The organism is Pasteurellaceae bacterium RH1A (assembly GCA_012221805.1).
Taxonomy (GTDB): domain Bacteria; phylum Pseudomonadota; class Gammaproteobacteria; order Enterobacterales; family Pasteurellaceae; genus RH1A.
The window spans coordinates 1,465,591-1,482,254 of record CP015195.1 but is presented as its reverse complement, the minus strand read 5'-3'; the positions used below and the strand labels follow the sequence as shown (position 1 = coordinate 1,482,254).

Sequence of the window (16,664 nt, the reverse complement as noted above, 5' to 3'; positions counted from 1 at the left end):
AGCCCGCTTGCGTTTGAAAGGATTAGTCTTCTAAATAGCGTTCAGAGGGTAATTTAAAGGGAGGATGAGCGGTAAAATCGACAATTTTAATAAAACCATCACCTTTGATGTAATGTAAAATATATTCTGAAGTGTAATTGCCAAATCCCTTACTTTTATCATAGCCAGGAATGCCGATATGATAATGCCATAAATGATATTGTTGAGCTATAGCCACTTTTTTTGACCAATAAGGATCATCTTTTGGCACTTCATCAGAAGGTTTATTTCTGCCTGCTAAATGCTCAAAGCCATAGGTTTCAAGGTGTTCCTTGAATTGCCAAATCTTCAATAAATCTTTTTCAGGGAAGTATTGCAATTCATTAGCGATTTTGCTGCCAAATAAAACCTTAATGCCCATTGGCCACACCTTTTAACCAATGTCTAAATTCATCCACATTTGTTACTATCTCAGGTACTTCATAGAAATGATCATTTAGGCGGTTTTCTATTCTAGTTAAATCAAAATTAAAGGCACTAGCTTTAATCAGTGCTTGTTCAATTTTACGTATATTGGCTTTAACTTGATCCAATATCGCTGTAGTTTTTTCACCTTCAGCAAAATAATGCTGTATATCAAAAATGGCAGCCTTGTTTTGAATTAAATATTTTTTAAAATCATTTAAATCAATTTCAGCCCAAAAATTAGGATTGTTTTCAATATTTTCTATACAGGCTATCAATAATTGATTGACCATAGTAATACGAAAATTCAATAATGAAATTTGCTCTTGGGTGGCAGGCAATTCATCAGAAAATGCAAATTGTGGGTAAATGGTGGCGAAAGTATCTGCCATTGATAAAGGGATATTTTTCATATTCACTCCTCGTTGAAGGGGTATTATCCAATGGATTTGTCTAAAAAACAACAATCTATGACCTTTGTGCAAAATTTCCGAAAATTTGCCCCGCTTGCATTGCTCTTTCAAGGTCAAATAGCGTAAAATTCCTCGTCAAAATTATCTAATCTTGAATTCGTAAAAATGCTTGCAATCCTTAAAACACTTCAGACAATAATCACGCACGCACGCACGCACGCACGCACGCACGCACGCACGCACGCACGCACGCACGCACGCACGCACGCACGCACGCACGCACGCACGCACGCACGCATAGCGATCTTTCTAATCTAAATCCCCCTCAAGGCGGTCGCCTATGACCAAGACCGCCCAAACCAAATCCAAACAACGTATTGCCGATCACGGCGAAGTCTTCACGGCGGATCGTGAAGTCAAGGCAATGCTTGACTTGGTTAAAGTCCAAAGCGAACGCATTAACGCCCGTTTCTTAGAGCCAGCCTGCGGTACGGGGAATTTCTTGGTGGAAATTCTCCGCCGAAAACTTACCGTTTGCTTGAGCCAATCGCAAATCAACAAAAGCCAAAAATCCCCCAAATATGCCCAAACCCATTACGAGCGTTTAGCCATTGAGGCCCTTTGCCATATTTACGGCATTGAGCTTTTATCCGATAACGTGGCGGAATGCCGTCTGCGTTTATTCCATATTTTTCTCGAACACTACCAAAGCCATTTTAGCCAAACCAACCCACAGGTGTTGGACGTAGCACAATTTGTGCTGGGTAAAAACATCGTGCAGGGCAATGCCCTGAGCCTAAAACAGGTGGACAGCCAACAACAAGACACCGATCAGCCCATTATCTTTAGCGAATGGAGCTTTGTTGGCCCAACTCAAATCAAACGCCACGACTATATCTACCAAAAATTGGTAGATAAAGAAGATCAATTCCAATCCTACCAAGATTTCCGCCCCATTTTTTATTTAGATTTACCACAGGGAGTGCCTAATGAGCAACGAAATAAATAATGAAATTAATCAGGCATTAGACAAAATCCACCAGCTAGAAGCCCAACCGTTGGGGCAACTCTCGCTTTTTAGCGAAACCTACAACCCCGATGTGCTGGATTGCCTGTCCAACCTTTCCAATGATGAAGTTTTCACTTCGCCAAGACTGGCCAACCGAATGTTGGATCTGCTGCCTAATGAACTCTGGTCTAACCCCAAGGCGACCTTTCTTGACCCCGTCTGCAAGTCGGGTGTGTTTTTGCGGGAGATCGTCAAGCGGTTAAATGCCGGGCTAAAATCGCAAATCCCCGATGAACAGGCCCGTATTAACCATATCTTGCACAAGCAGGTTTTTGGCATCGCCATTACCGAACTCACCGCCTTGCTCTCTCGCCGTAGTGTTTATTGTGCCAAGGTGGCCAACTCGCCTTTTTCCATTTGTACTGAATTTAGCAACGAAAAGGGCAATATCCTGTTCGGGCAGGTCAAACACCAATTTGAAAATGGCAAATGTACTGAATGCGGAGCTAGCGAAAGCGTATTTGGAAGCCGACAAGGGCTAGAAAACCACGCCTATGCCTTTATCCATACAGAAAAAGAAGATGATTTTAAGGATATTTTAACGATGAAATTTGATGTGATTATTGGCAATCCGCCTTATCAGCTGGACGACGGCGGAGCAGGAGCAAGTGCCGCCCCCATTTATCATTACTTTATTGAACAAGCCAAAAAGCTTAATCCAAATTATCTCGTGATGATTACCCCAAGCCGCTGGTTTGCAGGCGGCAAAGGCTTGGACAAATTCCGTGATGAAATGCTGGCAGATAAACGTATTAAACAGATCCACGACTTCCCTAATTCCAAGGATTGTTTTGAGAATGTAGAAATCAAGGGCGGGGTCAATTATTTCCTATGGCAAAACGACTATCAAGGCGATTGCGAAGTCTTTACCTATGAAAATAAGGAATGTATTTCACAGGCGAAACGCCCTTTAAAAGAAGAAGGCATTGATGTCTTTATTCGTTATAACCAAGCCATTTCGATTTTAAGAAAGGTGCAGAAATTTAATGAGCCGAGTTTTAGTGAACTAATTAGTGGTGCGAAACCCTTTGGACTAAGAACCTTTTTTAAGGGTAGTCCTAAGCCTTATAAAGACAGATTGGATAATGTGTTCTTATTTCAAAATAAAGGTTCTTCCTATGTAACCTTGGATGATATTCCTAAAGGAAGAGAATGGATTTTCAGGCATAAAGTGATCGTTCCTTATGCTGTTGGTACAGGTGATGGTAAAACGGATAAGGTTAATCCTATTTATGCGGGATTAAATACAGCTTGTACAGAAACTTATTTGGTAATTGGACCTTTTGATAATGAAGATATTTGCCAGAATGTGATGAGTTATATTGAAACAAAATTTCTTCATTTTATGCTGACCTTGAAGAAAAATACTCAACATGCAACAAGACGAGCTTATGAGTTTGTCCCAATGCAAGACTTTTCTAAACCTTGGACAGACGCTGAACTTTATGTGAAATACGGTTTAAGCAAGCAAGAAATTGAATTTATCGAAAGTATGATCCGTCCTATGGATAGCGGAGAAAAGCCGAAGAAAGCCCGTAGTAAAAAAGCGGATCAAGGCGACTTATTGGCAAACGCATAAAATTTGATTTAATGTGATTGGTAGGGACGCATTGCATGCGTCCGCAAACATCATCGCAGCAAGAATATCGCACGGACGCACGCAGTGCGTCCCTACTAAACGCATTTGGTTTCTCAGAAGTTTCTTAATAATTCAGAATTTTAAGGCAAAAAATATGACAACCTTCAACCCCATCCACACCCCAAAAATCTACGCCTATTCCGACAGCCGTTTTGCAGGTTGCCTGAAAATTGGCTATACCGAACAAGATGTACTGGAACGGATTAAACAGCAATATCCCACCATCACCCCTAACCAAAGCTGGCACTTGGAATTTGAAGATACGGCAATAAAATCAGACGGTACTTATTTTAAGGATTTCGCTGTTCATAAAGAATTACAAAAAATGGGCGTAAATCGTATTGAAGGCGAATGGTTTGAATGCGATTTAGATACCCTAAAAAACGCCATTTTAAACGTCAAAAACAACCGCACTTTTGAGCGTAGCCGTACCGCAGATTTTAAAATGCGCCCTGAACAAGAAAGAGCGGTGGAAAAAACCGCCCGATATTTTGAGCAGGTTAAAAGCGACCCCGCTTACCAAGACAAAACCCCGCACTTTCTTTGGAATGCCAAAATGCGGTTTGGTAAAACCTTTGCGTCTTACCAGCTTGCCAAGCGAATGAACTGGCACAGGGTGTTGATTTTAACCTTTAAGCCTGCGGTGGTCAGTGCCTGGCAGGAAGATTTGGAAAGCCATAGCGATTTTAACGGCTGGCAGTTTATCAGCCGTACCAGCGAATTGGGCCTAAACGATTATGATAAAAACCGCCCAATGGTCTATTTTGCGTCTTTTCAAGATGTTTTGGGTAAAACCAAAAATGGCGGAATTAAGTTCAAAAACCAAGAAATCCACACCATCAACTGGGATTGCGTGATTTTTGATGAATACCACTACGGAGCCTGGCGGGACAATGCCAAGGGCTTGTTCGCTAAAGACGAAGAGAACGAGCAGAAATCCATTCAAGAAGAGCTGGCAGAAATGGAAGTGGCCACTGTGGACTATTTTGATGAAGAACTCTTGCCCATTACCACCGATCACTATCTCTACCTATCAGGCACCCCTTTCCGAGCCATTGGTTCGGGCGAGTTTATTGAAGAGCAGATCTTTAACTGGACCTATTCCGATGAACAAGCGGCTAAATTAGCCTGGCAATCTGCAAATAATCCGTATGCCGCCCTGCCTAAGATGATGCTTTTGACCTATCAGCTGCCTGAAACTGTACGTCATATTGCCCTAAAAGGTGAGTTTAACGAGTTCGATCTGAACGAGTTTTTTAAGGCAGAGGGCAGTGGCGACAAGGCACGCTTTAAGCACGAGATCTATGTGCAAAAATGGCTGGACTTAATTCGGGATAATTTGGACGAAATGCACTTGGTAAATCTTAAAATAAGAAAAGATGAAAGAACACCAATGCCTTTTAGTAATCCACGTTTACTTGGTAATCTTTTACATACCCTTTGGTTTTTGCCCAATGTTTCTAGTTGTTATGCGATGGCCAATTTACTTAAACAGCCCCATAACCGTTTTTACCAAGACTACGAAATTATTACCGCCGCAGGCACACAAGCAGGCATTGGGGCAGAGGCACTCAAACCTGTGCAAAAAGCGATGAAAAATAACCCGCTTGCTAGCAAGTCTATTACGCTGACCTGTGGCAAACTCACCACAGGGATTTCTGTGCCAGCTTGGACGGGGATCTTTATGCTGCGAAATCTCGCCACACCTGAAACCTATTTCCAAGCCGCCTTCCGTGTGCAAACCCCTTGGACGGTGAAAGATAGTGAAACAGGCGAGCAGAGCATTATCAAACAGGAATGCTATGTTTTTGACTTTGCCCCCAACCGAGCCCTAAAACAGATCGCCGATTACAGCTGCCAGCTCAACACCGACCCAATCAGCCCAGAGCAAAAGGTTAAGGAATTTATTGAGTTCTTGCCTGTGCTGGCCTATGACGGATCGGCAATGGAAGCAGTGGACGCAGGCAAACTCTTGGATATGGCAATGAGTGGCACAACGGCAACGCTTTTGGCACGCCGTTGGCAGTCAGCCTTACTGGTTAATGTGGACGATGCTACTCTGAAAAACCTGATGAACAACCAAACGGCAATGGATGCTTTAATGAAAATCGAAGATTTCCGTAATCTTAATGACGAGATTCAAGTGGTCATCAATCGTTCTGAAGCCGTGAAAAACAAAAAACGCCAAGCCAGCGAACGGGAGCTAGACAAGGAAGAAAAAGCCCAGTTGTCTGATGATGAGAAAAAGGAAAAGGCACTGCGTAAGCAAATTCAGGAAAAATTGGTCAAATTCGCCACCCGTGTGCCGATTTTTATGTATTTAAGCGATTACCGTGAACACGCCCTGCAAGATGTGATTCAAGAGCTAGAACCTGAACTCTTTACCAAGGTAACAGGCCTAACCCAGGCGGATTTTTCGCTTTTGGTTGGATTGAATGTATTTAATGCAGGTGTGATGAACGATGCCATTTACAAATTCAAACGCTATGAAGATGCCAGCCTTGAGTATGCCGGCATTGATAAGAAAGAGGCTTGGATTGGGCTTTATAATACCAGAGTAAGACGGTCAGATCTTTTGGGCTAGGCTGAAGTTAGCTTCTTTTGCCACCACAAGCGGGCTATATTTGCAAAAATCTTGCAAATTTGGCCCGCTTGCGTTTTTCTTTCGGGACAAAATAGCGTAAAATTCCCATCTTAAACGTACTAGTAAAATAGTATGATCTCAAATTTAAAACCCGATAAGCAAATGGACAACCTACTGACTTTTTTATCTTCTTTTTAAACAACGTAACCTGGATTGGGGCGGTGGAGCTGGGGCTGATTTATGCCCTGGTAGCCCTGGGGATGTTGATTTCCTATAAGATCCTGGATTTCCCCGACTTAACCGCAGACGGCAGCTTTCCGCTGGGGGCGGGGTCTGTGTGCTGTGTATTTTGCACAGTGTCGATCCTTGGCTGGCCACCTTGCTGGGTATGCTGGCAGGCTTTGTGGCTGGGGCTATTACGGCCAGCCTACACATCGGCTTTAAAATTCAAAAGCTCTTGGCCAGCATTTTGATGATGATTGCCCTTTATTCCATCAACCTACGCATTATGGGCAAGCCTAATGTGTCGCTCTTGGGCGATCCAACCATTTATGATGCCATCACGGCCCATGATGATTTGCAGTTAGCCTTGGTACGGCTTTTGATGGCGCTGTTTGTGGTGATTATTGCCAAGATCCTCTTTGATCTCTTCTTTGCCACTCAAATCGGCCTGGCCGTGCGGGCAACAGGTACCAACCCTCGTATGGCTAAGGCCCAGGGGATTGCCATTAACAAGATGACCCTGCTGGGCATGGCCATTGCCAATGGCCTGATTGCCTTGGCCGGCGCGCTTTATGTGCAAAGCAATGGCGGCTTTGATATTTCCATCGGCGTGGGCACCATTGTAATTGGCCTGGCGGCGGTGATTATCGGCGAGGCCATTTTTTCGGTCAAGCGGATGGTTTGGTTTACCACGGCTGTGATTGTTGGCTCCATCTTATACCGTATTTTTATTGCCATGGCCCTGAATAATGATACCCTTAATAGCCTTGGCTTTGGCCCGCAGGATCTGAACCTAGTCACTGCCCTCCTGGTGGTGATTGTGCTGACCCTGCCGCAAATCAAGCAGAAAATATTAGCCGCCAAAGGAGGTCGCCGTGATTAAGCTCAACAACCTCTTTATTACCTTTAATAAGGGTACAGCCATTGAAAATCCTGTCTTGCGAGGCTTGTCCCTGTCTGTCAAAGCGGGTGAATTTGTGTCGGTGATTGGCAGCAATGGGGCAGGGAAGTCCACCATGCTCAATGCCATTAGCGGGGATTGCAGTTTGGATAGGGGGGAGATTTTTATTCAGGGTAAGCCTGTTAGCCAGCAACAAAGTTGGCAGCGGGCAGGCCAGGTGGCTCGGGTCTTCCAAGATCCTATGGCTGGCACTTGTGAAAGTTTGACCATTGAAGAAAATATGGCACTGGCCTACCAACGGGGTAGAAAGCGGGGCCTGGGCTTTGCCCTAAACCGTCAAATGCGGGAGTTATTCAGGGAAAAACTAGCCCTCCTAGGCTTGGGCTTGGAAAACCGTTTAACTGACCACATGGGCCGTTTATCAGGTGGCCAGCGTCAGGCAGTAAGCCTGCTTATGGCTTCCCTCCAGCCTTCAAATATCTTGCTCTTAGACGAACACACTGCAGCCCTTGACCCTAAAACCACGGCCTTTGTGCTGGAACTGACCAATAAGATCGTACGGGAACAACAACTAACTACCTTGATGGTCACCCATTCCATGCGTCAGGCCTTGGATTATGGGGATCGGACGGTGATGCTCCATCAAGGCCAGGTCGCCTTTGATGTCAGCGGCGAGGAGCGCAAGCGGATGGATGTGCCTGATCTCTTGCAATTATTTGAAAAGAGCCGGCATGAAAAACTGGCGGATGATGCGCTTTTGTTATCAACAGACTAATCAAATAAGGGAACATTATGTGGAAAGAAGTATTACTTAATTACGGCATCTTTTTATTGGAGCTGCTGACTGTGTTTGGCATTGTCGCCCTGGTGGTAGCCCTGATTATTCACAGCCGCAAGCAGCATGAAGATGGCGCCATTGAAATCACCAACTTAACCGAAAAATACAGCGAACAGAAAAAAGATCTGACCAAGCTCTTTTTAAGTGAAGCTGAACTCAAGCAGGCTGAAAAAGCCGAGAAAAAGGCCGAAAAAGAGAAGGCCAAGGCCGAGAAAAAACGCCTTAAAGCTGGTGAGGAGAAGACGGAAGAGGAGAAATCCCGTCTCTTTGTCTTGAACTTTGAGGGCGATGTGATGGCAAGTGCTGTCTCTTCCCTGCGGGAGGAAATTTCGGCCATTATTTCCCTGGCCAAGCCTGAAAAAGATGAGGTGTTGATTAAGTTGGAAAGCCCAGGCGGAGTAGTGCATGGCTATGGTTTGGCGGCTTCCCAGTTGCAGCGTTTAAAGCAGCATCATATCCCGCTTACCGTGGCGGTGGACAAGGTGGCGGCCAGCGGGGGCTATATGATGGCCTGCGTGGCAGATAAGATTGTTTCAGCGCCGTTTGCAGTGATTGGTTCAATCGGTGTGGTGGCTCAGGTGCCCAATATCCACCGCTTGCTCAAACGCCTGGATGTGGATGTGGACGTGATGACCGCAGGCGAGTACAAACGCACGGTCACCTTAGTGGGCGAGAACACCGAAAAGAGCAAGCAAAAATTCCAGCAAGAATTGGAAGAAACCCATGAGCTTTTCAAGCAGTTTGTTGGCCAGCACCGCCCGCAGCTAGATATGGCTAAAATCGCCACAGGCGAACACTGGTTCGGCCAACAGGCCTTGGACTTACAGTTGGTGGATGAGCTTTCAACCAGTGATGATGTGATTCTCAAGGCTGTGGAAAGCAAAGAGGTGATTGAGGTTAAGTTCTTCCAGAAGAAAAAACTGGCCGATAAATTGGGGGCTAAACTAGAAAGCAGCCTGGAAAATGTGATTGCCAAGTTGCTGAATAAGGCAAATTCGCCTAAATATTAAAATCTCCTTGCCATCTCAAGGCAAGATCGTACAATAAAGCAAGCGGGTCAAAAGGGATGAAAACTTGCAAATTTTCCCCGATTTTGCCCCGCTTGCTTTTTTCTTAAACACGAGATTTGACATGAAAAAATTACTCTTCATTCTCGCTCTTGGCGGCCTAACAGCTTGCAGCGTGGGTGGATCTTTTGGTGTGGGCAATGGTGGTGGCAGCATCGGCATTGGCACAGGAATCGGCTTCTAGCCTTGATTATATTGACTCGAACTGTTTATTTGAGGACTTATGAAATACCAATTACACAAAACATCAGGCAATGCCCGCCGTGGCCGCCTGACCTTCTCTCGCCCAAAGGGCGAATACACGGTTGAAACCCCGGCCTTTATGCCAGTGGGGACTTATGGCACGGTTAAGGGCATGACGCCTGAAGAGGTTAAGGCCACGGGGGCAGAAATCCTCCTGGGCAATACCTTCCACCTTTGGCTGCGCCCTGGCCAGGAAATCATGAAAATGCACGGCGACCTGCACGATTTTATGCAGTGGCACGGGCCGATTTTGACCGACTCAGGCGGCTTCCAGGTTTTCAGCCTGGGCAAGCTCCGCAAAATTAAGGAAGAGGGCGTAACCTTCCAAAACCCAATCAGCGGGGAAAAGATCTTCCTTTCACCTGAAAAATCTATGGAAATCCAGTACGACCTGGGTTCGGATATTGTGATGATTTTTGATGAATGCACACCTTACCCTGCCACCTTTGACTATGCCAAGAAATCCATGGAAATGTCCCTTCGCTGGGCCAAGCGCAGCCGTGATCGCTTTGATGAACTAGGCAACCAAAACGCCCTCTTTGGCATTATCCAGGGTGGGGTTTATGAAGAATTACGCAAGGTATCGGTTGAAGAGCTGGTTAAAATCGGCTTTGATGGCTATGCCGTAGGCGGCCTGGCCGTGGGTGAGCCGAAAGAGGATATGCACCGTATTTTGGAATACGTCTGCCCACAGATCCCAGCTGACAAGCCCCGTTATCTTATGGGCGTGGGCAAGCCAGAGGACTTGGTAGAAGGCGTTCGCCGAGGCATTGATATGTTCGACTGCGTGATGCCAACTCGCAATGCCCGCAACGGCCACTTGTTTGTCAGTGATGGCATTGTCAAGATCCGCAACGCCAAATACCGTAACGACATCACGCCTTTAGACCCAGAATGTGACTGCTACACCTGCAAAAACTACACCAAGGCCTATTTGTATCACTTGGATAAGTGCGGCGAAATCCTAGGAGCCAGACTCAACACCATCCACAACCTGCGTTACTACCAACGCCTCATGGCCCAAATCCGCCAGGCTATTGAGGACGATCGCTTTGATGATTTTGTAGTGGAGTTCTACCAAAAAATCGGCAAGCCTGTGCCGCCTTTGCAAAGTAATGTTTAAGATATAAACATACTAAAAAGAAGGAGTGAGATACTCATTATGGGTGATGAGGTCTTGCTCTTTTTATTTATAAGTGATTTTTTTATAGCTAAGAAAGGTTTTGCTTTTGCATTTCATATACTTTGACTATAGAATGCGCAGCGCAATTTGGGGTTTATTGTATTTTAATTGATTTAATGTAAGGAATTTAATATGAACAAGGTCTTTAAGGTAATTTGGAATCGAGCGACTCAGTCTTTGGTTGTCGTTTCTGAACTAGCTAAGGGAAGAGTAAAAATCTCATCGACAGAGCATACGCTAGAGGTAGGGCATTTAGGGTTAAGTAAAACATTTAAATTTTCCTTATGTTTTTCATCATTGCTACTGTTCTTATCAACCAATACATATTCAGCGGATTCCTATTTCCATGTGAATACGGGATCAAATACAGGGGGAAGTTCTACGACGAATTTTGGGTCAACAGAGTCGTCCGCAGGTGCTATTGGTCGTAATTCTCTTGTTGCTGGTGCAAATTCATTTTCTGCTCAGACCAATTCTGTTGTAGTGGGTTCTTCATCCAACTCATCTGCATCTGCAGCAACAGTTGTTGGCTATGGCTCATCTATCGGTCAAAATGCCATAAATGGAGCTATAGCTATAGGTAGTAATGTCTCTTTTGATATTAACTCAGGGATTGCAATAGGTTCTAATAGCCGTATAACGGGTGTAGGCTTAGGTTCTATTGTTTTGGGTACAAATGCTAAAGCAGGTGATGGAGGTGAAAGAACAAATAACCGCCATATGGTTGGTATTGGTTATAACGTGACTGTTCAAGGTCAGAACTCAACTGCACTAGGTAGTTTTAGTAATACAACGGGCAATAACGCTTTGGCCTTAGGTTCAAATGCGAATGCTAGTGCTAACTCCGTTGCCCTTGGCGTTAGTTCAACAACAACCGCCCCAACAACATCTGCCACTGCCAATAACTACACCATCGTTGCAGATGGAGGTACGACAACAAATGGCTCTTTTGCAGGCCTGGCCTCTACAGCTAATGGCGTAGTTTCTATTGGTTCAGCAGGTAAGGAACGCCAAATCCAAAATGTGGCAGCAGGTGATGTTTCTGCCACCTCAACTGATGCCATTAACGGCAGCCAGCTTTATCATCTTGTAAATAACAGCGGTTTTAATATTCAAGCCAATGGTAACTCATCTAGAATTAATAATAATGGTGCAGTGAATTTTACCAATGGAAACTTTACTACTGCAGTGGTAACAGACGGCGAGAATAAGTCAGATGTTAAATTTGATGTTGTGACTCAACGTATTAATGTTAATGGAGGAAGGGTTGCTGCTGCACCAGGAACGACAGAAGGCCTAGCAACAACCGCTACTTTGGTACAGGCGGTCAATGCAGTTGGTCTTTATGTGGAAACAGGCAATGGTGGCTCAGGCACGAGTACTGGACAACGTAGTTTTGTTGGCACAGGAAGTACCTTAAAAATCATGGCAGGAAATAATATTGATGTTAATCTTAGTCGCTCAAACTTTACGGTTAGCACCTCTATGACCCCAACGTTTACGACAGTCAATACAACAGGTGCCATTACCGCAGCAGGCTCAATTGCAGCGAATGGTGGTTTAACGGTTGGCTCAGGTAAAACTGTTAATATGGGCGGCAATGTTATTGAAGGTGTGGCTAATGGAACCGTTACTGCTAATAGCAAACAAGCGGTTAATGGAAGCCAATTATTTGCAGTTAAAACCACAGCGGATAATGCCCAAAATGTAGCGAATACCGCAAATGCCACAGCCAATAACGCCCAAAATGTAGCGAATACCGCAAATGCCACAGCCAATAATGCCCAAAATGTGGCGAATACCGCAAATGCCACAGCCAATAATGCCCAAGATGTGGCAAATGCTGCAAATACTACAGCTAATAATGCTCAAGATGTAGCAAATACTGCAAATACCACAGCCAATAATGCCCAAGGTGTGGCGAACACCGCAAATACCACCGCAACTGCTGCTTTAGCTGCGACAGATGCATTAAATAGACGCAGCTATACTTTTAGTGTTAAAAATGATGAAAGTGAAGCGGGAACAAAAGAGGGTACTGCGGATACTTGGAGATTAAGTGGTGATGATGCTTTAACCTTTGGTGCGACATCAGATCTTTCTGTTTCAACAGATGGAAGTGGAAAAATCATTTATGGCTTATCCAATACGGCTAAAACAGCTATTTCTGCTGCGTCAGATGCTGCGAAAACAGTGACCGAAAATTTGGATAAGATCAACTCACAGGTTGAAAAGGCTGAAAATGCTGCTAAGGCAGCGTCAGACTCGGCTTCAGATTCTGCTAAGTCAGCCAGTGATTCAGCTAAATCGGCTTCAGATTCCGCTAAATCAGCAGATGCTGCATCAGACTCGGCCTCTGATTCTGCCAAGTCCGCCAGCGACTCAGCTAAATCGGCTTCAGATTCGGCTAAATCAGCAGACTCGGCATCAGATTCAGCTTCTGATTCTGCTAAGTCCGCCAGCGACTCTGCAAAATCGGCTTCAGATTCGGCTAAATCAGCAGATGCTGCATCAGATTCAGCCTCTGATTCTGCTAAGTCAGCCAGCGACTCAGCTAAATCAGCTTCGGACTCAGCTAAATCAGCTTCGGACTCGGCTAAATCAGCGGATGCTGCATCAGATTCAGCCTCTGATTCTGCTAAGTCCGCCAGCGACTCAGCTAAATCGGCTTCAGATTCGGCTAAATCAGCAGATGCTGCATCAGACTCAGCCTCTGATTCTGCTAAATCCGCTAGCGATTCTGCAAAATCGGCTTCAGATTCCGCTAAATCAGCAGACTCTGCATCAGATTCAGCTTCTGATTCTGCTAAGTCAGCCAGTGATTCAGCTAAATCGGCTTCAGATTCCGCTAAATCAGCAGACTCAGCATCAGATTCAGCTTCTGATTCTGCTAAGTCCGCCAGCGACTCTGCAAAATCGGCTTCAGATTCCGCTAAATCAGCAGACTCTGCATCAGATTCAGCTTCTGATTCTGCTAAGTCCGCCAGTGATTCAGCTAAATCGGCTTCAGACTCAGCTAAGTCCGCAGACTCTGCATCAGATTCAGCTTCTGATTCTGCTAAGTCAGCCAGCGACTCAGCTAAATCGGCTTCAGACTCGGCTAAATCAGCAGATGCTGCATCAGATTCAGCTTCTGATTCTGCTAAGTCCGCCAGCGACTCAGCTAAATCAGCTTCAGACTCGGCTAAGTCCGCAGACTCTGCATCAGACTCGGCCTCTGATTCTGCTAAGTCAGCCAGTGATTCAGCTAAATCGGCTTCAGACTCGGCTAAATCAGCAGACTCTGCATCAGATTCAGCTTCTGATTCTGCTAAGTCCGCCAGTGATTCAGCTAAATCGGCTTCAGACTCAGCTAAGTCCGCAGACTCTGCATCAGATTCAGCCTCTGATTCTGCTAAGTCTGCCAGCGACTCAGCTAAATCAGCTTCAGATTCCGCTAAATCAGCTTCAGATTCCGCTAAATCAGCAGACTCTGCATCAGATTCAGCTTCTGATTCTGCTAAGTCCGCCAGCGACTCTGCAAAATCGGCTTCAGATTCCGCTAAATCAGCAGACTCTGCATCAGATTCAGCTTCTGATTCTGCTAAGTCAGCCAGTGATTCAGCTAAATCGGCTTCAGATTCCGCTAAATCAGCAGACTCTGCATCAGATTCAGCTTCTGATTCTGCTAAGTCCGCCAGTGACTCAGCTAAATCAGCTTCGGACTCTGCTAAATCAGCTTCGGACTCTGCTAAATCAGCAGACTCTGCATCAGATTCAGCTTCTGATTCTGCAAAATCAGCTTCAGACTCAGCTAAGTCAGCAGATGCTGCATCAGACTCGGCCTCTGATTCTACCAAGTCAGCCAGCGACTCAGCTAAATCGGCTTCAGATTCGGCTAAATCAGCAGACTCTGCATCAGATTCAGCTTCTGATTCTGCTAAGTCCGCCAGCGACTCAGCTAAATCGGCTTCAGACTCGGCTAAATCAGCAGATGCTGCATCAGACTCGGCCTCTGATTCTGCTAAGTCAGCCAGCGACTCTGCAAAATCGGCTTCAGATTCCGCTAAATCAGCAGACTCTGCATCAGATTCAGCTTCTGATTCTGCTAAGTCCGCCAGTGATTCAGCTAAATCGGCTTCAGACTCAGCTAAGTCCGCAGACTCTGCATCAGATTCAGCTTCTGATTCTGCTAAGTCAGCCAGCGACTCAGCTAAATCGGCTTCAGACTCGGCTAAATCAGCAGATGCTGCATCAGATTCAGCTTCTGATTCTGCTAAGTCCGCCAGCGACTCAGCTAAATCAGCTTCAGACTCGGCTAAGTCCGCAGACTCTGCATCAGACTCGGCCTCTGATTCTGCTAAGTCAGCCAGTGATTCAGCTAAATCGGCTTCAGACTCGGCTAAATCAGCAGACTCTGCATCAGATTCAGCTTCTGATTCTGCTAAATCCGCTAGCGATTCTGCAAAATCAGCTTCAGACTCGGCTAAGTCAGCAGACTCTGCATCAGATTCCGCCTCTGATTCTGCTAAATCCGCTAGCGATTCTGCAAAATCAGCTTCAGACTCGGCTAAGTCAGCAGACTCTGCATCAGATTTAGCCTCTGATTCTGCCAAGTCAGCCAGTGATTCAGCTAAATCAGCTTCAGATTCGGCTAAATCAGCAGACTCTGCATCAGATTCCGCCTCTGATTCTGCTAAATCCGCTAGCGATTCTGCAAAATCAGCTTCAGACTCGGCTAAGTCAGCAGACTCTGCATCAGATTCAGCCTCTGATTCTGCCAAGTCAGCCAGTGACTCTGAAAAATCAGCTTCAGACTCGGCTAAATCAGCAGACTCTGCATCAGATTCAGCTTCTGATTCTGCTAAGTCCGCCAGTGATTCAGCTAAATCGGCTTCAGATTCCGCTAAATCAGCAGACTCTGCATCAGATTCAGCCTCTGATTCTGCTAAGTCAGCCAGTGATTCAGCTAAATCGGCTTCAGACTCAGCTAAGTCCGCAGACTCTGCATCAGATTCATCCTCTGATTCTGCTAAGTCCGCCAGCGACTCAGCTAAATCAGCTTCAGATTCCGCTAAATCAGCAGACTCTGCATCAGATTCAGCTTCTGATTCTGCTAAGTCCGCCAGCGACTCTGCAAAATCGGCTTCAGATTCCGCTAAATCAGCAGACTCTGCATCAGATTCAGCTTCTGACTCTGCCAAGTCCGCCAGCGACTCTGAAAAATCAGCTTCGGACTCTGCTAAGTCAGCAGATTCAGCTTCAGACTCTGCCAAAGCAGCTTCTGATTCAGTTCAGACCATTGAGAAGTCAGGCTTAATTAGTGCAGATGGCAAAACAGCATTTGCAGCAGATAACACTAGCGGAGCAGAAAGTGCTAAAGCCAATGGACAAGATAGTACATCTTTAGGATATGGTTCTGATGCTAGTGGTGAGAAATCTACGGCTACTGGCCATAGTGCAAAAGCCACGGGTAAAAATTCGACAGCCAACGGTAATGGTGCAAAAGCAACGGGTACAAATTCAACCGCTGTAGGGCAAAATGCTCAGGCAACAGCAGAGAATTCAGTTGCTCTAGGCCAGGGATCGATTGCGAATGAGATCAATACGGTTTCGGTTGGTAGTGTTGGTAAAGAGCGACGTGTAACGAATGTGGCAGATCCTGTAAAAGGAACAGATGCCGTCAATAAACGCTATGTTGATAATTCTATCAATGCTGTTCGCAAAGACTTAAGAAAAGCCGATAAGAAATTACGAGGTGGTATTGCAGGAGCAACAGCGATCGCAAATATTCCACAAGTTACTCAAACAGGTGCAAACCTTGTAGGGGTAGGCGTTGGTTCTTATAATGGCCAAAGTGCTGTTGCTGTAGGGTATTCCAAACTGAGTGATAATAACAAGGTGATTATTAAGTTCAGTGGTGCTGCGACAACCCAAGGTGATTATAACTTCGGGGCTGGCGTTGGTTATCAGTGGAAATAAGCCTTAAATCTTAACCTTGAGCAAAGCTTCCCTAGTCCCCTAGGGGAGCTTTTAATTCTTTTAGATCAGCGTACAAGGTGTTTTGATCTAAAAGAATTAA

General features: G+C 45.4%; 11 protein-coding genes and 1 pseudogene. 8 read left to right on the top strand and 4 right to left on the bottom strand.

Translation table 11 applies throughout. The features are described 5' to 3' along the window. Positions 1-22 precede the first annotated feature (22 nt). Both A4G20_06945 and A4G20_06940 read right to left on the bottom strand, forming a co-directional pair. Positions 23-400 (bottom strand): hypothetical protein, encoded by a 378-nt coding sequence (locus A4G20_06945; GenBank protein ID QIW16085.1) that lies wholly within the window; start codon positions 398-400, stop codon positions 23-25. After that, complete coding sequence (locus A4G20_06940) at positions 390-857, bottom strand: hypothetical protein (GenBank protein ID QIW16084.1); 468 nt, start codon at positions 855-857, stop codon at positions 390-392. Before A4G20_06940 ends, A4G20_06945 begins: the two co-directional genes overlap by 11 nt. A 340-nt stretch (positions 858-1,197) precedes the next feature. Here A4G20_06940 and A4G20_06935 point away from each other — a divergent pair, with 340 nt between their 5' ends. The 7 genes and pseudogenes from A4G20_06935 to A4G20_06905 all read left to right on the top strand — a co-directional run bounded on the left by A4G20_06935 (position 1,198) and on the right by A4G20_06905 (position 10,543). Further along, positions 1,198-1,866, top strand: coding sequence for a restriction endonuclease subunit M (locus A4G20_06935; protein ID QIW16083.1), 669 nt, complete (start codon positions 1,198-1,200; stop codon positions 1,864-1,866). Further along, on the top strand, positions 1,847-3,505 hold the full coding sequence (locus A4G20_06930) for a restriction endonuclease (protein ID QIW16082.1): 1,659 nt from the start codon (positions 1,847-1,849) through the stop codon (positions 3,503-3,505). The genes A4G20_06935 and A4G20_06930 overlap by 20 nt, the downstream gene beginning before the upstream one ends. A 154-nt stretch (positions 3,506-3,659) precedes the next feature. Continuing rightward, positions 3,660-6,149, top strand: coding sequence for a restriction endonuclease (locus tag A4G20_06925; GenBank protein ID QIW16081.1), 2,490 nt, complete (start codon positions 3,660-3,662; stop codon positions 6,147-6,149). 185 nt (positions 6,150-6,334) lie between these two features. Further along, positions 6,335-7,254: pseudogene (locus A4G20_06920) on the top strand (ABC transporter permease). Beyond that, the gene (locus A4G20_06915) at positions 7,247-8,047 is read left to right on the top strand and encodes an ABC transporter ATP-binding protein (protein QIW16080.1); all 801 of its coding nucleotides are present in this window, start codon (positions 7,247-7,249) and stop codon (positions 8,045-8,047) included. The pseudogene A4G20_06920 and the gene A4G20_06915 overlap by 8 nt, the downstream one beginning before the upstream one ends. Positions 8,048-8,064: 17 nt before the next feature. Next, positions 8,065-9,120 carry a protease SohB gene (locus A4G20_06910; protein ID QIW16079.1) on the top strand — a complete coding sequence of 352 codons (1,056 nt, stop codon included), beginning with the start codon at positions 8,065-8,067 and terminating at the stop codon, positions 9,118-9,120. 280 nt (positions 9,121-9,400) lie between these two features. Then, on the top strand, positions 9,401-10,543 hold the full coding sequence (locus A4G20_06905; protein QIW16078.1) for a tRNA guanosine(34) transglycosylase Tgt: 1,143 nt from the start codon (positions 9,401-9,403) through the stop codon (positions 10,541-10,543). 1,728 nt (positions 10,544-12,271) lie between these two features. On the opposite strand, the gene A4G20_06900 is transcribed toward A4G20_06905, so the two are convergent. After that, entirely contained in the window at positions 12,272-12,517 is a 246-nt protein-coding gene (locus A4G20_06900; GenBank protein ID QIW16077.1) for a hypothetical protein, read from the bottom strand. 218 nt (positions 12,518-12,735) lie between these two features. Next, positions 12,736-15,858, bottom strand: a complete 3,123-nt coding sequence (locus tag A4G20_06895) for a hypothetical protein (GenBank protein QIW16076.1) — start codon at positions 15,856-15,858, stop codon at positions 12,736-12,738. A 43-nt stretch (positions 15,859-15,901) separates the two neighbouring features. Here A4G20_06895 and A4G20_06890 point away from each other — a divergent pair, with 43 nt between their 5' ends. After that, the gene (locus A4G20_06890) at positions 15,902-16,564 is read left to right on the top strand and encodes an adhesin (GenBank protein ID QIW16874.1); all 663 of its coding nucleotides are present in this window, start codon (positions 15,902-15,904) and stop codon (positions 16,562-16,564) included. Positions 16,565-16,664 lie beyond the last annotated feature (100 nt).

What these genes read in the sequence shown, in the direction of transcription:
- A4G20_06945 (QIW16085.1), bottom strand. Translation starts at nt 400, where the DNA reads ATGGGCATTAAGGTTTTATTTGGCAGCAAAATCGCTAATGAATTGCAA.
- A4G20_06940 (QIW16084.1), bottom strand. Translation starts at nt 857, where the DNA reads ATGAAAAATATCCCTTTATCAATGGCAGATACTTTCGCCACCATTTAC.
- A4G20_06935 (QIW16083.1), top strand. Translation starts at nt 1,198, where the DNA reads ATGACCAAGACCGCCCAAACCAAATCCAAACAACGTATTGCCGATCAC.
- A4G20_06930 (QIW16082.1), top strand. Translation starts at nt 1,847, where the DNA reads ATGAGCAACGAAATAAATAATGAAATTAATCAGGCATTAGACAAAATC.
- A4G20_06925 (QIW16081.1), top strand. Translation starts at nt 3,660, where the DNA reads ATGACAACCTTCAACCCCATCCACACCCCAAAAATCTACGCCTATTCC.
- A4G20_06910 (QIW16079.1), top strand. Translation starts at nt 8,065, where the DNA reads ATGTGGAAAGAAGTATTACTTAATTACGGCATCTTTTTATTGGAGCTG.
- A4G20_06905 (QIW16078.1), top strand. Translation starts at nt 9,401, where the DNA reads ATGAAATACCAATTACACAAAACATCAGGCAATGCCCGCCGTGGCCGC.